This window comes from Paenibacillus sp. FSL R10-2748, from assembly GCF_038005565.1.
Lineage (GTDB): Bacteria > Bacillota > Bacilli > Paenibacillales > Paenibacillaceae > Paenibacillus > Paenibacillus polymyxa_B.
In genome coordinates this window covers 1-17,107 of the sequence record NZ_JBBOTK010000011.1, presented here as the reverse complement: position 1 = coordinate 17,107, position 17,107 = coordinate 1, and the positions used below count along the sequence as shown (strand labels likewise).

The window sequence follows — 17,107 nt, the reverse complement described above, 5'->3', positions numbered from 1 at the left end:
AACACCAAACTGTATATACTTGAATTATCGGAATAATATCCCTAGGATTGAATAAAGACAGCAAAAAAAGTAGTTATAGATTACGGTTCCATCCGTAAAATTGTCATTATTTTAAAGGCATATATCCCGATCTTTTAAAATGGTTTTCATTGGGAATTAAATTTCCAGCATTTTTTCATTACTAAATTTTCTAATGCGAGCATCACAATAAAAAAGATAACATCATGTATAAAGCACCATACACAATGTTATCTCTTCTTTTGTTTTTATTGGCTATCTCCATCAGCTGTTGATTCTTTGTTGCCAGCACCCTTAAAAACATAATAATAACCTTCTGAAATCCCATCTTGCGGATAAGCTGCAGGATCTTCGCTGGTTACTTGACCTACAAGCTCCCGATTCTTAAACGTGTGAGGACCTTCCTCTATTAGCGCCTCAGCAGACATCCCACTGATAAGTCTTACGGTACTGGACCAGAATGTAACTAAATATATATCGTTAGCATTAAATTGAAAGCGTCCTTCACTGGGTGTCCCCTCATAAAACAGCTCAGACAAAGAAGACGCTTCTGACCCTCTCATAAAAATTTGAATATCACTAGTTCCATTCCATCTATGAGGAATTCCGCCTCTGGGATTGATATACTCTACAACCTCAGGCTCTTGATCGCGAAGAAAATCAGTAACTGTAAATTTGTACACATCATCCGTTATACTCTCGGTTACAACTCCAGTTGTTTTCCCTGTTTTATAGCCACTGAAATCTCCATACACATTTGGGGTTTGACTTAAAGCTGCAAAAAACCTTTCCTGATCCATATATTCGACTCTTCCAGGTACCGCAGTCAATCTATATGTCTTGACCTCAGTGCCCTTGTACTTATCCCAAGTATATTCTGTAGCTGCATAAGATACTCCACTGTTCCAGCTCACAGATGCCACCATGAGAATACCTATCATCAATAATAATGGCCATTTTTTCAACACCATACCCTCAACCTCTTTCTCAAAGTACACTCAAATCATTAATAGCATTATAGCTTTTCAATAGTTCTATTAACAGTTAAATATTAGAAAAAAGTGTGGATGATTTTTGTCACCTATGAGCTACAAAATTTCCTTGAACAACTGGCAGCCCCTGTCCACTTTACTTTATGATGGATGGGTAGCAGAACATAATAAAGGCATTATGGAGAGAGAATACTGGGGTCTATAACGGCTTTATTCCAAGCTAGGATTTTCGGAAATTTATACGTATTGGTATCAAGTTAAAACATGCATTGAATAAGCTATTTCCCCTGTATTCTGCTGATCGGTTGCTGCTTTGAGACGTTTTTCCATTTCCGTAGACACCATAATGTTTAACAGACCCATGAGATTATTTGTCTCATCTCTTGCTTTTCGATAGGCAGCAGTGAAGACTTTTTCATTTGCAGCAGGATTTTTAAGATCGCTCAGTTTCTTCCACTCGGGCTTAACGCGTTGATCGTACATATCGTACAAGCTGATGTCTGTAGGTGTCTGGGCAACAGGCATCATAGACTCAAATTTCGAGGCAATCTTAAAAAATCCCAGCGTATTTTGGACCGATGGACTAGAATAATCATGCGTCCTCATCGCTTCTTCTAAAATATGAAGTCCCTCGCGTGACAAATAAAGCATTTTGACGAGTCCTCTTTCTGTATTAGAGGTTTCCTCCCACTTCTTGTAGGACTCACCTGGAGCAACTCCCTCTGTAAAAAAATTATAAGCTTCATGAATAAATTCATCTGTATTCAGGTGGATGGGTTCTTCTGTATATAAATTCACGACAGAATCACTGTAATTTGCAATGTTTACATGTTTCCCGGTTGGATCGGAAACCCGCCGAATCGGATGATCCTGTACTCGTACCAGCCCATAACGATCTGCAAAGGTAAGAAGCTGCTCCTGCGTCGTATTTAACCCTATTTGTCCTGCTGGCCGATCGGGCTTCGTTGCTTCTTTAGCCACGTCGGAATACGTCTTCCCATTACCTTTTGTAGCTTGGTCTGTAGTATTGCTCACAACACCATCCACACCAGCCTGTTCCGCATTGTCCACCTTGGCATTCTGTGTAGTCGTAGTCGTTGCCGTTGCTGCTCCAGTCGTAGATTCACCTTCAATTTGCTTCTTGGAGTCACCGCATGCAGTCAGCAAAGCAGCTAAACTTATTACAGCAGTCAACAAAATAATATACGCTTTTGCCTTCATTAGTACCTTCCTCATTTCCTTATGTATCATTCTTTATACCTTTGCGGTCTGATTGTAGCCTTCAATAATATGGAATTAATCTTATCAAAAATAAAAATGAGGGAATACTGGACCATACTCCTGATTATCTTCGATGATTCTATAGTAATTCGTTGTTTTCTGAACTAAAGTCGTGGCTCTCAACCTATATAATGGGCAAATTGCCCGTTGACTTTCGGAATACTTGATCCTCGGTACTACTCCTGCCTGTTCAAGTTACATTATAGTTGGTTCCTAGTTTTCAAAAGCCGATCGTGCTGTTTTAAATCAGTAGGTTGTGTAAATCGAATATTACAAACGAAAGCACCTGTAATTCATATAGAAATAGATGAATTACAGGTGCTTTTCTATTAGTTAGTAATGAGACTCCCTATTTTATTATTTTTATGAATATTTTCCGTTCCGGCTTCCAATGCAGTTTTGTAATATGAGCATTTATGTTCAATAACTTCCATTGTTTTTTTAAGTTCTTCCATTTGTGCTTCTACAGTAGCTTTTCGTTCCATAAACATGTCATATCTTTGTTGTAGTGTGGAATCCCCACCAGAACACCAATCAATGAAATTTTTAATTTCTTTGATCGGCATCCCGGTGGATTTTAGACATTCAATTATTTTTAAAGCGTCGATATCGGATTCTTTAAATAATCTTGTTCCGCTAGATGTCCGTTCTACAAAAGGCATAAGTCCCTCCTTGTCGTAGTACCGCAAAGCGTATGCTGTAAGATTCAATTCTTTTGCAACTTCGCTGATAGAATATGTCTTCATCATGTATCTCCTATTCTTAATGACATAGACTTCGAGTTAACTCTATGATATAAGGGGGATTCTATCAAGTTATTTGTAGAATGTCAAAGTCCCCTTATAGGAAAAGTAGAATCAGATGCTATCTAACGAAATATAATTAGCAAGAAAACAACATTACTGAATAGAGGCTTATAAACCTGCGCTTGACTTAGAGTTAACTATAAGGATTAACATTGATTTGCAAGAGAAAAAGTATAAATGGAAATGAATGAAGGGCAACTTCAACCGACTTCAGCTAGTTTTCAATTTATACCGATATAACTGCATTCTCTTGAAAAATACAAATAATAGGAGGCTATTTATGATAACTGCTAAAGCACGAGCTGTCGATGGCCCAGACAAACCGTTTCGATCGGCTGAAATTAAACGACGGGATCTTGATTCATACGATGTTCTGATTGAAATTAAATATGCCGGAATATGCCATTCTGACATCCACACTGCTCACGGTGAATGGGGACCAGTGAACTACCCTCTCGTACCTGGACATGAAATTGCAGGGATTGTCACGGAGGTAGGATCTAAGGTTACAAAGTACAGAGTTGGTGACCGGGTAGGGGTTGGCTGTATGGTTGATTCCTGTGGCGAATGTGAGAACTGTCGTAAAGGAGAGGAACAATACTGCCTTAAAGGAAATGTCCCTACCTATGCTGGTGTTGACAAATACGGCGAGCCTACACAAGGTGGATATTCTACCCACATTGTCGTAACTGAGGATTTTGTAGTAAAAATTCCAGATAACATTGAGCTTGACGTAGCTGCTCCATTACTTTGTGCAGGTATTACGACTTATTCGCCGTTGAACCGCTGGGGTGCTGGTCCAGATAAGAAAGTGGCCGTTGTGGGAATGGGAGGCCTTGGCCATATGGCTATCAAGATTGCACATGCTATGGGTGCTGAGGTAACCGTTCTATCACAAACATTAAAGAAAAAGGATGATGGCTTGCAATTTGGTGCGGATCACTATTATGCTACAAGCGAACCAGAAACATTTGAAAAGCTTGCTGGGCACTTTGATTTGATTATTAACACGGTAAGTGCTGCCATCGATATGGATGCTTATTTTGCACTACTCAATCTAGATGGAACCTTGGTGAATGTCGGTGCCCCTGGGGAGCCGTTGTCACTAAATGTGATGTCCCTTATCGGACATCGCCGTTCATTTGCTGGTTCAATGATAGGAGGCATCCGTGAGACACAGGAAATGTTGGATTTCTGTGCAAAACACAATATTGTTCCTAAAATTGAAGTGATATCGGCCGACCAGATTGACGAAGCCTACAAACGAGTGTTGGCTTCTGACGTGAAGTATAGATTCGTGATTGACATTAGCACAATGTAAGCTATGTAAATCATAAGTTGTACAAGTAATTTTAATTTTGAAGGTGTCCCCAAAGTATTACTTGGGACACCTTCACTTTATTCTGTCTACCATCTTATTGTCCATTTCCTCTTTTTGTATTTATTTGTAATCCAAAGATTCCCCCCTTAGAATACAATAGGTATATATAGGAAGGGGGAACTTATCTATGTTTAAGAAAATGGATATTTACCGAATCCTCACTTTAATATTTGCTGTAGTTGTTATGATCTCGTCCTTACTATCCCTCGTATATCCAGATACCTACAAGGACTTATACAAAGTCTCACAATTTTTTCTAGGGTTTATGTTTTTATTTTCTGGAATTACAGAGTTTAAGGCTAACCGTAAGAGTATTGCAATTATCAACTTCTCAGTTTCCCTTCTCACTTTTTTTGTCTCTATATTTACACTTGTAGTGCGAACAGGCTAACCACACGGTTCTATACCTCAGTAACAACCCTTCCGTAGCTCCTCCCTCGTCATGTAAAAGAAAAGCCGAGCGAACTCAGGATCATCTGAATTGCGCTCGGCAAATGTTACGTATTTAGCAATCTTTTAGTTTTCCTCTAATTCTTCAATTCTCTGCCGCTTTCCTATGCCAAAGACAAAATATCCAACAATGACGATCGCCATGAATGATGCCCCGACAATCAACGACAAGCGTGTGTCTGGATTAAACCACATTCCAACGATCACAAGCAACAAAAAGATAATGGTAATGTAATTACTGATCGGAAAAAAACGAGATTTAAAGGTGTGATCCTTCATTTCGTCTTTCCACTTTTTCCTGAATTTAAATTGACTGATGGCTAATGCAAACCACGGTACCATGCCTGGAAGAACACTGGCGCTGTAAATATACAGAAACAGTTTGGAATCAGGCATTAAATAGTTAAATAACACCCCTACCAGCAGCAAGGAAATGGTCGTTATTATACTATTTCTAGGGACGCCGCTTGGAGAAACTTTCCCGAAAAACTTGGGAGCTTGTCCGTTCTTAGCCAACGTGTATAACATTCTTCCCGCACTGTAAATACCACTGTTACAACCAGACATCGCAGCTGTAAGTACAACAAAGTTAATGATACCCGCAGCAGCCACAATTCCTACCTTGGCAAAAGTCAGAACAAATGGACTACCGATCTCGCCTATTTGGTTCCAAGGATAAATCGTAACAATGACAAAGATTGCACCCACGTAGAAAATCAGAATACGCCAGATGATGTTTTTAATGGCTTTTCGCAGTGTCGTTTTTGGATTTTCAGCTTCACCTGCCGTAATACCCACCATTTCTATCCCTTGGTAAGCCGCTGTTACAATACAGAGTGCAAACAGAAACCCTTTCAAACCACCTGCAAAGAAGCCGCCATGGCTGTACAGATTGGATAGACCTATCGGTTGTCCACCGTTACCGAGTCCAAAGAAGATCATCCCCGTACCAACTACTAACATGAAGATAATGGCGACAATTTTAATCATCGCAAACCAAAACTCAAATTCCCCATAAAATTTCACAGCCGCCAAATTGGCCAATGCAATAATAATTACACCTGCCAAAGCCGGCAACCATTGCGGGATATCTGGGAACCAGTAGCCCACATATACCCCAATCGCAGTAACTTCCGCCATCCCTACGGTAACCCATAAAAACCAATAGCTCCAGGCGGTCAAGAAACCGGCTAAAGGGCTGATATATTTATGAGCAAATGTAGCGAATGAGCCTGTCACCGGTTCAAGAATCAGCATTTCCCCCATGATCCGCATGACAAAAAACATAATAATCCCAGCTAAGAGATAAGCCAGCAGCACTGAGGGACCTGCCCATTTTATCGTACTTGCCGATCCCATAAACAAACCGACGCCAATCGTACCTCCAAGCGCAATCAACTCAACGTGCCGTGGCTTTAGCCCTCTCGTTAATTGTTTCGATTCCAAAAGAACGCTCCCCTTCGTATATGTTCATCATCAAACGCTAATGATCCGGAAAACTGTCCCCAAACATTATTAACTTTTCAGACTGACGTGGTCGTGAGTGAACGACAACAAAGTAGTTCCACGATTCGTAAATATACCAGAAAACCACGTCCTATTTACCGTCCAAACCTTACTGTTTCTAAGACCGAGTCCGTAGCATTAGATGCATTGTATGACAAAAAACGCCTAAATACAACTGCTAATTAGCAGACATTTTTATGCATGAAATGGAAAGGAAGGCTATTCATATTTTCTGAACAATGGTCAATTTAATGTAATGCATTAGAGTGCTAAACAAACATATTTCTTCAATGATAAATATCACGATATTAAGTCTATTTGAAATCCGAGATGAAGATATAACTGGTCAATGGATTGATGCAAGTGGCGGATCTCATCTATAAAATTGAAGGGTTCAAAGCCTAGCTAAAGATCAGGCTTTTGAACCCACTTATTCAATGATGAATGAATATGTATTTATTTGAGATTTTTCACAAAATTTTTCTGATCCTTGGTAAACATATAGCCACGTCGTTCATAGAACCTGTGAGCCTGTATCCGACTTGGGTGAGATAATAGTTTGATCCCAGAAAATCCATGGGACTTTCCCCACTGTTCAAGACGCTCAATCAACATGCTACCTACACCTTGATTTCTATACTTTTCTTTAACAACAAATCCTAGTACATTTACCAAAGATTCAGAAAAAAGTAATTCATATGGGCTTCCATGAATATATCCTAACACCTCGTTATTTTCTTCATAAACAAAGATCATATCTTTTGATTCCTTTGTAATCAATTCAATCTTCTCTTTTACTTTTTCTTCAGGAAATAGATATAGATTGGGGTTAAAATCTTGGTTCAACAAATAAATGTCATGATAATCAGATACCCTAATTTCCCTAACATTTTTTTCTTTCACTTTTGAATACCCCCTATTTTCATCATACGATGCTTTATGTCTAAACTCATTAATCCTCGCAATCTTGACCGTTAAAACAATTCAGCATCCCAATAAATGCTTCAAGTTTGGAATCCTCCCATGTTGAAATACGTTGATAAAACTCATTTTCTTTTTCTTTTAAAGCTTCCAAGGCTTTTCCACGACCATTAGCTGTCAGGGATATCAACACCCCCCGGCGATCCTCAGGATGAGTTTCACTTTTTACATATTCCAATTGCTTAAGCTGAGTAACAAGACGGCTGACAGAGCTTCGATCCATAGCGGTGGATTCTGCCAAAAATGTAGCGCTTGCCGGACCGTACGAAAGAAGACAGCGTACGATCAGAAAAGCCGCAGGTTGTAATGATGGATCGAAAAGTGCCGCAGTTTTTACATTGAGTGCATGTGACGCGCTTATAAGTGCATTAAGTTGTTCACCAAGATTCAGTTCTAATTTCTCTCTTGTAGAATTTGGATGTTGAGTTTTATTATCCATATGTCTCCACCTTATTTAAATTAGTATGAATATATTTGACATATATCAATCAAAATACATATACTTGATATATATCAATCATATTTTCAACTTTGGTAAGTGTCAAGCAGAAGATCTACAGTATAAAGCATCCACAACCGTAAAGCGTGGACATGAATAAGAATGTAATTAGATCGAGAATTTGGAGGATGATGTATATGTCGACATACCCGATTATTGTAATCACTGGTGCTACTAACGGTCTTGGACAATGGGTAGCAATTGAATTAGCCCAACGCGGAGCACATCTAGTCTTAACAGCCAGAAATGAAATGCGTGCTGAAACGACTAGAAATATTCTGAGAGACTTGGCGCCAAGTACAAAGGTAGACTTTTTTTTCGGGGACCTGTCTCTTATGAAAGATGTCAAACGTATTGGGGATGAAATTAAAGCTAATTATCCAAAGATTGATGTATTAGTGAACAATGCTGGATTACATGGATTTGAACAGCGAATAACCTCAGAGGGTTTGGCAGAAATGATAGCAGTAAACTATCTTGCCCCGTGGCTGTTAACGCATACACTACTCAATTCACTAATGGAATCCACAAATGCTAGGATCGTCAATGTAGCTTCTGAAGCGTCACGCAACCATGGTGAATTAAAATTACCGGAGGATTTAATAGATACATCTGCATTTACCGCAAGAGGTTCATCTAAGATATACGGAAAGACTAAACTTCTTAATATCATGTTTACAGAAGAACTTGGACGTCAATTGGATGGAACCGGAATCGTAGTTAACGCACTTAATCCAGGCTTTAACGTTACCGGCCTTGGCCGTGAGTTAGGATTTTCTTCGGTACTTGCAAAAATATTGAACGCTTTGCATATCGGAGACCCACGGAGAGGAGCAGAAATTATTATTCGTTTAGCAACAGAATCCCAATATCAAGAAGTGACAGGCGGGTATTTTAATGTTGGTACTGGTAAGCTGATTGTGCCGGCATATCCTGGTGGGGATAGCAAGATGCAACGCCTACTTTGGAGTACTACTACCGAATTGTTGCGACAAAAAGGGGTTATGGAATGAAATAGGATCTAATATCGAACAATGCTCCTCCAACAAATGGTTCATTTTGTAAACTAAATCTCTCTTTTAACCGATAAATACATATGCTGGTTCTGTACTTAAATATCTCCTCCCATCTTTACATATTCAAGTACAAACGCGCATTTTTCCTAAAAGGGGACTTTCTATGAACTATCTAGACGAGCATATACTTAGCCTCAAAGCTAAAATGATGGATCAAAAGACAACTAATAACGGTAATGTGAAATCCATCTCAGCTCAAACCCAGAAATCGGAACTGGACGGTTCCATGTTTGAAGAAACAAAGCTACTTCATATTGAAAATGATTATCTCACGTTGGAGCCCATTACAATACTACACGGAGAGATTGGTTTCTACATCCCCAAGTCCTTTACTCCTATGCCAATGGAGCAAGCTATAATCAAATATCCTTCAGAGCATCGACCAAAGGTCATTTATACCTCATCTGAGGAGACCATCAATATCACTTTTAATCCTACAGATACCGCTCTGGAAGCGGAAGAACTGCCTGATTTTGTAGAGCAAATGGCGGATATTTTACGGTCTGTACAACCGATTCGCAACTGGTTAGGTACCGAAATGGTCACCAACTGTTCCGGACTTTCAGTTGGGCAGATTCGTTTTGTGGCGGCGGGGATCGACGGTAATCTATACAACAAAATGCTGCTCTTCATCCATAATGGACGAGTTGTCATAGGTTCCTTTAGCTGTCTGGAGGCAGATCTCGAAGTCTGGTTACCTGTAGCAGAATACTGGGTTCAATCCCTTTCTGTCCTTCCACCCTCCATCTATTCTACAAATGAGAAAGGAATGACTACACCATGAGTCTGGGATACGATCAAATTCAAATTCACCCTTATGAACAAATTGATCTGGAGGAGCTTACCTTAACGAAAAAAATTAACGAGCATACTCGGCTTTATTTTACAGGTATTATCCCCGAAGACTTGCAAGACAGCTATGTGGAAACGACAGAAAAAAATACCATCATTGAAGTCAGTCAACAAGATGAATCTGGCGCAAGCAAACCGCTATTTAGTGGGATTGCCCTCTCAGTCGAGGTAAAAGTCGTGCGAGGTGTGTACTATCTGGAGGTGGAAGCTATTTCCCATACTTACCGGATGGACATGAAGCAGCGTACTCGTTCTTTTCAGTATACGAAAATGACGATTCCTCAAATGCTGGAGCACATAGGTAAGGACTATGAAGGACTGGATGTGATCGACGGGGCTACCGGCGGAGAAGCCATCGGACGGCTTGCCATTCAGTATCAGGAGACAGACTGGGCGTTTTTAAGACGCATAGCCTCCCGTTATCATACGAGTCTGATGCCTGTAGCCCGTTTTGACAGTCCCAAATTTTATTTTGGTATTGAGGACAGCCCTGCACAGGCGATACTGGATCATACCCGTTATACCGTACGTAAGCAATTGCTTCCTTTTCGTTATTTTCAGGAGAATGAGCAAACCCAACTGAGTGAACACGATTTTATTTTTTATGAGGTAGAAACGGATGAGGTACTCGACTTGGGCGCTCAGTTGAATTTTCAGGGGCATAACCTGTATGTGATGGAAGCCTACACCGCCATGAGTCAAGGACTGCTGCGGCATCAGTATGTGTTGGGTTCTTACCAAGGATTTCGGCAAAAAGGCTACTACCAGGATAAGCTGGCAGGAGCCTCATTAAGCGGTATTGTGCTGGACGTACGTCAGGATCAGGTGCGCATTCATCTGGATTGTGATGAACAACAGGACACAAACCAAGCACACTGGTTCAACTATTCTACTGTGTACAGTGGCGGTGGCCATACCGGCTGGTACGTCATGCCAGAAAAAGGCGATTCAGTTTCCCTCTATTTCCCCGGTAGTCGGGAAGAAGACGGCGTTGCAGGTAGTGCCGTGAGAAGGGCAGATCGCAAGAGTACGCATAACCATTTTTCCAATCCGCAAATGAAAATATGGCGTACCCCGCATGGCAAGGAAATTCGACTGGGACCGGATGAACTGGTCGTTACAGGTAAGGACGGCGCTATTTATATCAAACTGGACGATAAAGAAGGCATTCATATTGCGAGCAGCAAACAGGTGAATATTACGGCGGGAGGCAATCTCAGCCTGTCTGCGGGAAAGACGATGAGTCTGTCCGCAGGTAGTCAGCTCCGTATGGATTGTAATGGTAGTCATATTGAATTAAGCGGATCGGCGGATATGAAAGGCAGCGAAGTGAAGTCGAATTAAGGATGATTAGACATGGAAAAGCAAACAGATGTGTTAGATCAACAACAAACGGCTCTTCATCAGGCTTGGTCTTTCATTCGCAAAGAATGGGCGTTGACATGTAAATCAACACAAACACAAAGATTACAGCATATAGTAGAACATTTTCGCGCCTTTTGTGAGCTGGTTCGGCAAAAACAACTCACAGGTCGTAAAGGTCATATCGGTTACATCACCTACTCTATGCTGCGCACCACATGGCTTGAACAGAAGCCCGTTTATCTTGTTGAAGCTACGGATGCCTTATGGATGCTTGATGCTGAGCCCGTTCAGTTGGAGTACGATGCAAGTTGGATTTTTCTCTATTGGACTCAATTACGTGAACAACTTGGGGCTGAAACTTTGAAGCAACAAGTCTCCCTTTCCGAACTTGAATTGGAACAGATCATGTTGGAAGCAGCGGGATATCTTCATACGATGATCGTTAGTCTAGTTCGTCAGGCTATGAAGCAAGCAGTCCACCTACCAGAGTTTGAGGCGTTGGATCGTGAAGAAGCTTTTGAGATTCGCGTCGGAGAGTATATGGATCATAGTGTCTCCGTGTATCGGGAAGATCGAAGACCCGTGGATGCAAACATAATAAAGTCTTGGCTGGAGGAAAAAGAAGAATCGGCCTACAGCTACCAAGCACTGTCTCAAGTTCAACTGTCGGATGGAAATTACAGTTCCTTGGATTTTCGCTATACAGTCTTTCGCCAGATCGGAATGCAACAAAGTCAATTGCATCACTGTATCCTCGTAGGCACGGTATGGCAAGAAGCTCAGCTAGATGGAACCGACCTTTCGCACAGCCTGCTTCATGGAGCCGATTTCAGTGGCTGTTCCCTGCAAGAGGCTGTACTGGACGAAGTAATAAGCAATAGCGAATATGGATCGGATGCTTGGCTGGATTGGGAACCGTTAGGATTGGATGGAGTGAATTTTACAAGAGCTAATTTACAGGGAGCTAGTTTTCAACATGCACAGCTTCAAGGAGCTACTTTCCAAGATGCCGCGCTGCAAAGAGCTTTATTTAACGGCGCGGATCTAACAGGTGCCTGCTTTGTAGGAGCCGATGTTACTGACGCTTCTTTTATAGGTGCATGTTTAGTAAACGCTAATTTTACAGGAGCAAAACTACACCGGGCAATCTTTACAGATGACCAACTAAGCGAGGCCATTGGCCTTGCTGCTGTGGAAACGCCCCTGGCTACACAGATAACAGATGCAATGAGTAAAGGGGAGTGGATGTCATGAGGTATTACCGACTCATGGTGGACGAGCGCGTAAAGCATCGGGTGGAGACTGCGCCCCTGTCTCCCTTGCAGGTGGAAGATATCCTTTCGGGTCATACCCTTCAGGAGGAGGATACTCCCCTGTTTTTAGCTGTACATACAGATCCACGAACCGTATATCCGGATTTTCTGGAGTTCCCTTTGCCACTGGTTTCAGACTCCATGAAAGCCCTGTTGGAAAAATATATGCCGGAGATGGAATGGAAGGCCGCTATACTTACCGATTTTCAGCAAGCCAGGCAGGATGTGTACTGGGTACTGCGTCCACCTGTGGTGGACTGTCTTTCCTCACAAACCGAGTGGTATCCCGACCATACCTTGAAGCAGCTGGTACTTAAATACGGGAAAATCGAATCCTCTATATTTCGGATTGCCGGCTTGTTGGAAGCACGTATCTATATCAATCTCGCGGTAGCGGAAAGTCTGCTGCGTCGTCCATTTACAGGTGTTCGTGTGCAAAAAGTAGAGATGGCCACAAAGGAGGAATAATCCGTATGGAAGAAGCAAGTGTGCAGCCTGGAACAGGTGCGAAAAAAAGCTATGTCGTGGCAGGTGCGATTTTAAGCTGTAGTTACGGTACACAGCCCACGCGTTTGAAGCGCCCTTTTAGCCATGGGGTGTATGTCAAAAATAAAGCTCAGATGAATATTGGAGATTATGTGCCCGGAGTGAACATAAAATCTTTTGGGAATTGCTCCAGTCCGCTGAATCCGGCTGTGCAAGCCAGTGAGATGGTCGATATTTATGGGGTGAAAAAGGCACCGTGTATTCCTGTCCTTACGATGCCTTGGCTGAACGGAAAAAGCGACATGCGCATCGAAGGCCAGCCTGCTCTTACGCAGAACTGTACGCATCAATGTCTTTATTGCGGACACATACAGATCGAAAATGACGGTCAGGAACTGGATTAATCAGTCGCAACCTACCACTATAAAAACAAAATGCGTTGGTGAGAGATTGGCTATCTTCTCCACCAACGCATAATATAGGTTATCTTCAAATAGTTCGCTCCACATCAGGTACCGCAAAAGGTTCGGTAAGGACAGGTGGATTCCTCAGGCAATGTAGAGTAAATTTCCTGTTCGGTAGAGTAGGCATAAGGGTTCGAAAGAACTTCAAGAAGCTTCTCCATCACACGGTAGTCTTCTCGTTCCACCGCAGCTTCCAGTGCTTCTTCTACCCGGTGGTTGCGTGGAATGATTGCAGGATTGCTGCTGCGCATCAGCTGATACGAGGAGGCTTGTGATTCCTGCTGTCTGCCCAGCCTCGCCTGCCACTGCTCGTGCCACTGGGTGAATTCCGCAGTGCTGAACAGAACCGTATCCTCCAGCTTGTTCAAAGTTAGGGCACGGAAGGTATTGGTGTAGTCGGCACGATGCTTCTGCATGATACTCAGAAGCTCCTCAATAAGAGATTCATCCTCCTGCTCTTCGTTAAAGATCCCTAGCTTCGCCCGCATTCCTGCAAGCCAATGATGGTGAAACATTTTTACAAAATCTGAAATTGCATCCTCAGCCAGTGTGACAGCCTGCTCCCTGTTGTCATGCAGCAGTGGCAAGAGCGTCTCAGCAAATCTCGCGAGATTCCACGCAGCAATATGCGGCTGATTGGCATAAGCATAGCGGCCCTGCCTATCGATGGAACTGAACACCGTCTCAAGATTATAGGTATCCATGAAGGCGCAAGGACCATAATCAATGGTTTCTCCGCTAAGGGTCATATTGTCGGTGTTCATCACCCCATGAATAAAACCAACCAGCTGCCATTTGGCAATCAGCTCGGTCTGACGCTTAATCACTTCCTGAAGCAGTGAAAGGTAACGGTTTTCGTCATTGGCAACTTCCGGGTAGTGTCTTTCCAATGTATAATCAGCCAGAGCACGGAGATCTTGAGACGTGCCCCATGCTGAGACGTATTGAAAGGTTCCGACGCGAAGATGACTGGCAGCCACACGGGTCAGAATGGCTCCGGGCTGCTCGGTTTCCCGGATGATCGACTCACCCGTGGATACGACCGCCAAGCTGCGGGTGGTAGCAATACCTAGCGCATGCATCGCCTCACTGATGATGTATTCGCGAAGCATCGGACCAAGTGCCGCACGACCGTCACCACCACGGGAGTATGGCGTTCTGCCTGAGCCCTTGAGCTGAATATCAACCCGTTCACCCAAGGGATTGATCTGTTCGCCAAGCAGCAGAGCACGTCCGTCTCCTAACATGTTAAAATGCCCGAATTGATGCCCTGCGTAAGCTTGAGCAAGAGGCATAGCCCCTTCAGGAACCTGGTTGCCGGCCAGCTCCGCTACGCCATCATTCCCTTGCAGCGCCGTGCCGTTCAACCCCAGTGATGCTGCCAACGGATGATTAAGAATGATCAGCTTTGGTGAGCGGACAGGAGTTAGGTTGAGCTTTGTAAACAATGATTCCGGCAAACGAGAGTAACTGTTGTCGAAGTTCCACCCTATTTGATCTGCTATTTCTTTTTTCTCCGTCATAGTGGCTCCTTTTCTGCTGCGGTATCTTAGGTTTTCCCATTTTAGTTTTTACTTCTGCCCATTTATTATCCAATTATGAAACATGGAACATACAATATGCTTTTTTATTATAATCGATTATCAAACATTAATTGTATTTGAATACCGAACGGGTCTTCAATAATACCGTAGGCTTGGCTAAACACATTATTAGATAAAGGCACAATAATTTTCACTCGATCATCTGTAATTAAGCTATCATAAAAACGTTTAATTTCTTCTAGGTCAGCACTTTGAATACATAATGAAGTATTATTCCCTACTGTATATTCTTCACTGGGATTCATTGTATCTTCTGCTATCATTACTTTTGTTTTTCCGATTGCTAAGACAGAATGAGAAATATAATTTTTATTTTCATCAGTAAGCTGTATGGAGCTGTCACGTTGGGCCATGTCTTGATAGGTAACAAGAAACAATTCCTTTGCGTTGAAGTGTTTTTTGTAAAAATGTATAGCTTCTTTTGCCTTTCCGTTCATGGATAAGAAAATAGCTACTTCCAGTGTTGTACTCATGGTATCAATCTCCTTTTATATGTGTAGATATCTTATGAATTTGATATATTCCCTTGAACTTATTATCATATAAAAAGGTATCAAAACATGACACCTTTATAAGGAGATTTAGATGAAGAAATCGGAAAGATTAAATGACATGATCAGATACTTAAACAGTCGAGAGTTTTTTAATTTAAATGACCTAATGGATAAATACCATATCTCAAAAAGTACAGCTCTACGTGATATTAGTTCATTGGAACAATTAGGTATGCCTATTTTTTCGGAACATGGCAGACATGGACGATATGGTATCCTAAAAAATAGATTGTTATCCCCCATTATTTTTACGATGGATGAAGTGTATGCTCTGTACTTTGCAATGTTGACGTTAGAAGCTTATCAATCCACCCCCTTTCATTTAAGTGTTAATCAACTGAATGAAAAGTTTGAACACTGTCTTTCTAAAATACAAATAAACCAGATTCATAAAATGAAAAAGGTTTTACAATTTGAAACATATCAGCATAATCATGTTAGTCGTTATTTAGATAAAATTCTAACAAGCATTCTTAATGAGAGTACCTGTAAAGTTAAATATGTAAAAAATAATCAGAAAAAAAGTTACTATATTCAATTTTTCAAAATTTCCGCTAAGTTTGGTCAATGGTATGCTACTGGAATAGAGTTACATACGAATAAATATAGAGTTTTCAGATGTGATCGAATAACCTTTATAGAAGATGAGGAGAGCAATTCTCGCTTTTCTATAGATGAACTCCTTAGTCGTTCATTAGAAATGTATCAATCTGAGAAGAGCATTGACTTTGAAGTAGAGATTGTAGAACAAGCCAAGGATATTTTTTATAAAGAACATTATCCTTCTATGAAAATAGAAAATGGTGATAAGACAGTCATTAAGGGATTTTATAATCCTGGAGAAGAGGAGTTTATCGCTCATTATTTTATGAGATATGGTCATTATGTACGATCAGTGAAGCCTGAATCTTTAAAACAGATTATTAAAGATAGAGTTGAGCACCTCTTAAACCACTATCAAAAATTATAAGGTAAAAAGGCTTTTAAGGCAGAATCCAGAAAACTTCACACCCTTTAGGAGATCTTTGGTCTATTTCATTTACATTCTAGTAAAGAAAAGGAACCTGCAAGCTCCTTTTCTTTACTAGCTATGACATTTGAATCATGGCTTCCGTTTGGCGATAACAGCATAGGATACCGTTCTTGTGAATCCAGTTGGATTCCATGCAGTAAATACCCATCTGTCTTCGGCCGCGGAATAATTATTGAGAAGAAACCCTTGTTCATTTCCAGAGAAAGTCCATGCACCGCTAATCAGATTGTAGGCGTTACCGTTAATCGTAGTGCTTCTAAAGCTATTAGGAGAAATAGTGATCGGTGCGAAAGTGAATCGTGCGAACCCATCTCCAAGTTGAGTTACACGAATGGCTTTTTTAAGATTCATAATCACGTGACTATTTTTTTTCAGTTTTTTTCCCAACTTTGCTTCTGTTTTTTTAATTTTCATTAAGGTTGCCTTTCTCAAAGAAATCATCTCCT

18 protein-coding genes are annotated in these 17,107 nt (G+C 41.3%); 9 read left to right on the top strand and 9 right to left on the bottom strand.

The window, feature by feature from the left end; translation table 11 throughout:
• Positions 1 to 266 precede the first annotated feature (266 nt).
• From NSS66_RS24055 to NSS66_RS24045, 3 genes are all read right to left on the bottom strand, one after another.
• Positions 267 to 989: a hypothetical protein gene (locus NSS66_RS24055; protein WP_075153778.1), complete on the bottom strand. Its 723-nt coding sequence runs from the start codon at positions 987 to 989 to the stop codon at positions 267 to 269.
• A gap of 273 nt (positions 990 to 1,262) precedes the next feature.
• On the bottom strand, positions 1,263 to 2,231 hold the full coding sequence (locus NSS66_RS24050) for a hypothetical protein (RefSeq protein ID WP_340959950.1): 969 nt from the start codon (positions 2,229 to 2,231) through the stop codon (positions 1,263 to 1,265).
• A gap of 389 nt (positions 2,232 to 2,620) precedes the next feature.
• Positions 2,621 to 3,037 (bottom strand): MerR family transcriptional regulator, encoded by a 417-nt coding sequence (locus NSS66_RS24045; RefSeq protein ID WP_023987117.1) that lies wholly within the window; start codon positions 3,035 to 3,037, stop codon positions 2,621 to 2,623.
• 340 nt (positions 3,038 to 3,377) lie between these two features.
• On the opposite strand from NSS66_RS24045, the gene NSS66_RS24040 reads away from it, so the two are divergent.
• Together NSS66_RS24040 and NSS66_RS24035 are read left to right on the top strand one after the other, a co-directional pair.
• Entirely contained in the window at positions 3,378 to 4,418 is a 1,041-nt protein-coding gene (locus NSS66_RS24040) for an NAD(P)-dependent alcohol dehydrogenase (protein ID WP_023987116.1), read from the top strand.
• A 187-nt stretch (positions 4,419 to 4,605) separates the two neighbouring features.
• Complete coding sequence (locus tag NSS66_RS24035; RefSeq protein ID WP_023987115.1) at positions 4,606 to 4,869, top strand: DUF3953 domain-containing protein; 264 nt, start codon at positions 4,606 to 4,608, stop codon at positions 4,867 to 4,869.
• A gap of 125 nt (positions 4,870 to 4,994) precedes the next feature.
• Here the strand turns inward: NSS66_RS24035 and NSS66_RS24030 are convergent, their stop codons facing one another.
• From NSS66_RS24030 to NSS66_RS24020, 3 genes are all read right to left on the bottom strand, one after another.
• Positions 4,995 to 6,374: an amino acid permease gene (locus NSS66_RS24030; RefSeq protein WP_053324682.1), complete on the bottom strand. Its 1,380-nt coding sequence runs from the start codon at positions 6,372 to 6,374 to the stop codon at positions 4,995 to 4,997.
• Positions 6,375 to 6,890: 516 nt separating this feature from the next.
• Complete coding sequence (locus tag NSS66_RS24025; RefSeq protein WP_023987113.1) at positions 6,891 to 7,337, bottom strand: GNAT family N-acetyltransferase; 447 nt, start codon at positions 7,335 to 7,337, stop codon at positions 6,891 to 6,893.
• A 49-nt stretch (positions 7,338 to 7,386) separates the two neighbouring features.
• Positions 7,387 to 7,854 (bottom strand): MarR family winged helix-turn-helix transcriptional regulator, encoded by a 468-nt coding sequence (locus NSS66_RS24020; protein ID WP_023987112.1) that lies wholly within the window; start codon positions 7,852 to 7,854, stop codon positions 7,387 to 7,389.
• 197 nt (positions 7,855 to 8,051) lie between these two features.
• Here NSS66_RS24020 and NSS66_RS24015 point away from each other — a divergent pair, with 197 nt between their 5' ends.
• The 6 genes from NSS66_RS24015 to NSS66_RS23990 all read left to right on the top strand — a co-directional run bounded on the left by NSS66_RS24015 (position 8,052) and on the right by NSS66_RS23990 (position 13,410).
• The gene (locus tag NSS66_RS24015) at positions 8,052 to 8,927 is read left to right on the top strand and encodes an SDR family NAD(P)-dependent oxidoreductase (protein ID WP_340959949.1); all 876 of its coding nucleotides are present in this window, start codon (positions 8,052 to 8,054) and stop codon (positions 8,925 to 8,927) included.
• 166 nt (positions 8,928 to 9,093) lie between these two features.
• On the top strand, positions 9,094 to 9,774 hold the full coding sequence (locus NSS66_RS24010) for a hypothetical protein (RefSeq protein ID WP_264454155.1): 681 nt from the start codon (positions 9,094 to 9,096) through the stop codon (positions 9,772 to 9,774).
• Positions 9,771 to 11,186: a phage baseplate assembly protein V gene (locus NSS66_RS24005; protein WP_028542021.1), complete on the top strand. Its 1,416-nt coding sequence runs from the start codon at positions 9,771 to 9,773 to the stop codon at positions 11,184 to 11,186. Before NSS66_RS24010 ends, NSS66_RS24005 begins: the two co-directional genes overlap by 4 nt.
• Before the next feature lie 12 nt (positions 11,187 to 11,198).
• Positions 11,199 to 12,461, top strand: coding sequence for a pentapeptide repeat-containing protein (locus NSS66_RS24000; RefSeq protein ID WP_340959948.1), 1,263 nt, complete (start codon positions 11,199 to 11,201; stop codon positions 12,459 to 12,461).
• Positions 12,458 to 12,988 carry a hypothetical protein gene (locus NSS66_RS23995; RefSeq protein WP_340959947.1) on the top strand — a complete coding sequence of 177 codons (531 nt, stop codon included), beginning with the start codon at positions 12,458 to 12,460 and terminating at the stop codon, positions 12,986 to 12,988. Before NSS66_RS24000 ends, NSS66_RS23995 begins: the two co-directional genes overlap by 4 nt.
• Before the next feature lie 5 nt (positions 12,989 to 12,993).
• Positions 12,994 to 13,410 (top strand): DUF4280 domain-containing protein, encoded by a 417-nt coding sequence (locus tag NSS66_RS23990; RefSeq protein ID WP_013308879.1) that lies wholly within the window; start codon positions 12,994 to 12,996, stop codon positions 13,408 to 13,410.
• 104 nt (positions 13,411 to 13,514) lie between these two features.
• Here the strand turns inward: NSS66_RS23990 and NSS66_RS23985 are convergent, their stop codons facing one another.
• Positions 13,515 to 14,993, bottom strand: a complete 1,479-nt coding sequence (locus tag NSS66_RS23985) for a protein adenylyltransferase SelO (protein WP_028542018.1) — start codon at positions 14,991 to 14,993, stop codon at positions 13,515 to 13,517.
• Positions 14,994 to 15,100: 107 nt separating this feature from the next.
• Positions 15,101 to 15,547, bottom strand: a complete 447-nt coding sequence (locus tag NSS66_RS23980; RefSeq protein WP_071559269.1) for a VOC family protein — start codon at positions 15,545 to 15,547, stop codon at positions 15,101 to 15,103.
• A 112-nt stretch (positions 15,548 to 15,659) separates the two neighbouring features.
• On the opposite strand from NSS66_RS23980, the gene NSS66_RS23975 reads away from it, so the two are divergent.
• Positions 15,660 to 16,598 carry a helix-turn-helix transcriptional regulator gene (locus NSS66_RS23975; protein ID WP_340959945.1) on the top strand — a complete coding sequence of 313 codons (939 nt, stop codon included), beginning with the start codon at positions 15,660 to 15,662 and terminating at the stop codon, positions 16,596 to 16,598.
• Between the two features lie 132 nt (positions 16,599 to 16,730).
• On the opposite strand, the gene NSS66_RS23970 is transcribed toward NSS66_RS23975, so the two are convergent.
• Positions 16,731 to 17,107 (bottom strand): hypothetical protein (locus tag NSS66_RS23970; RefSeq protein WP_340959944.1); only part of this gene is annotated, 377 nt, incomplete at its 5' end.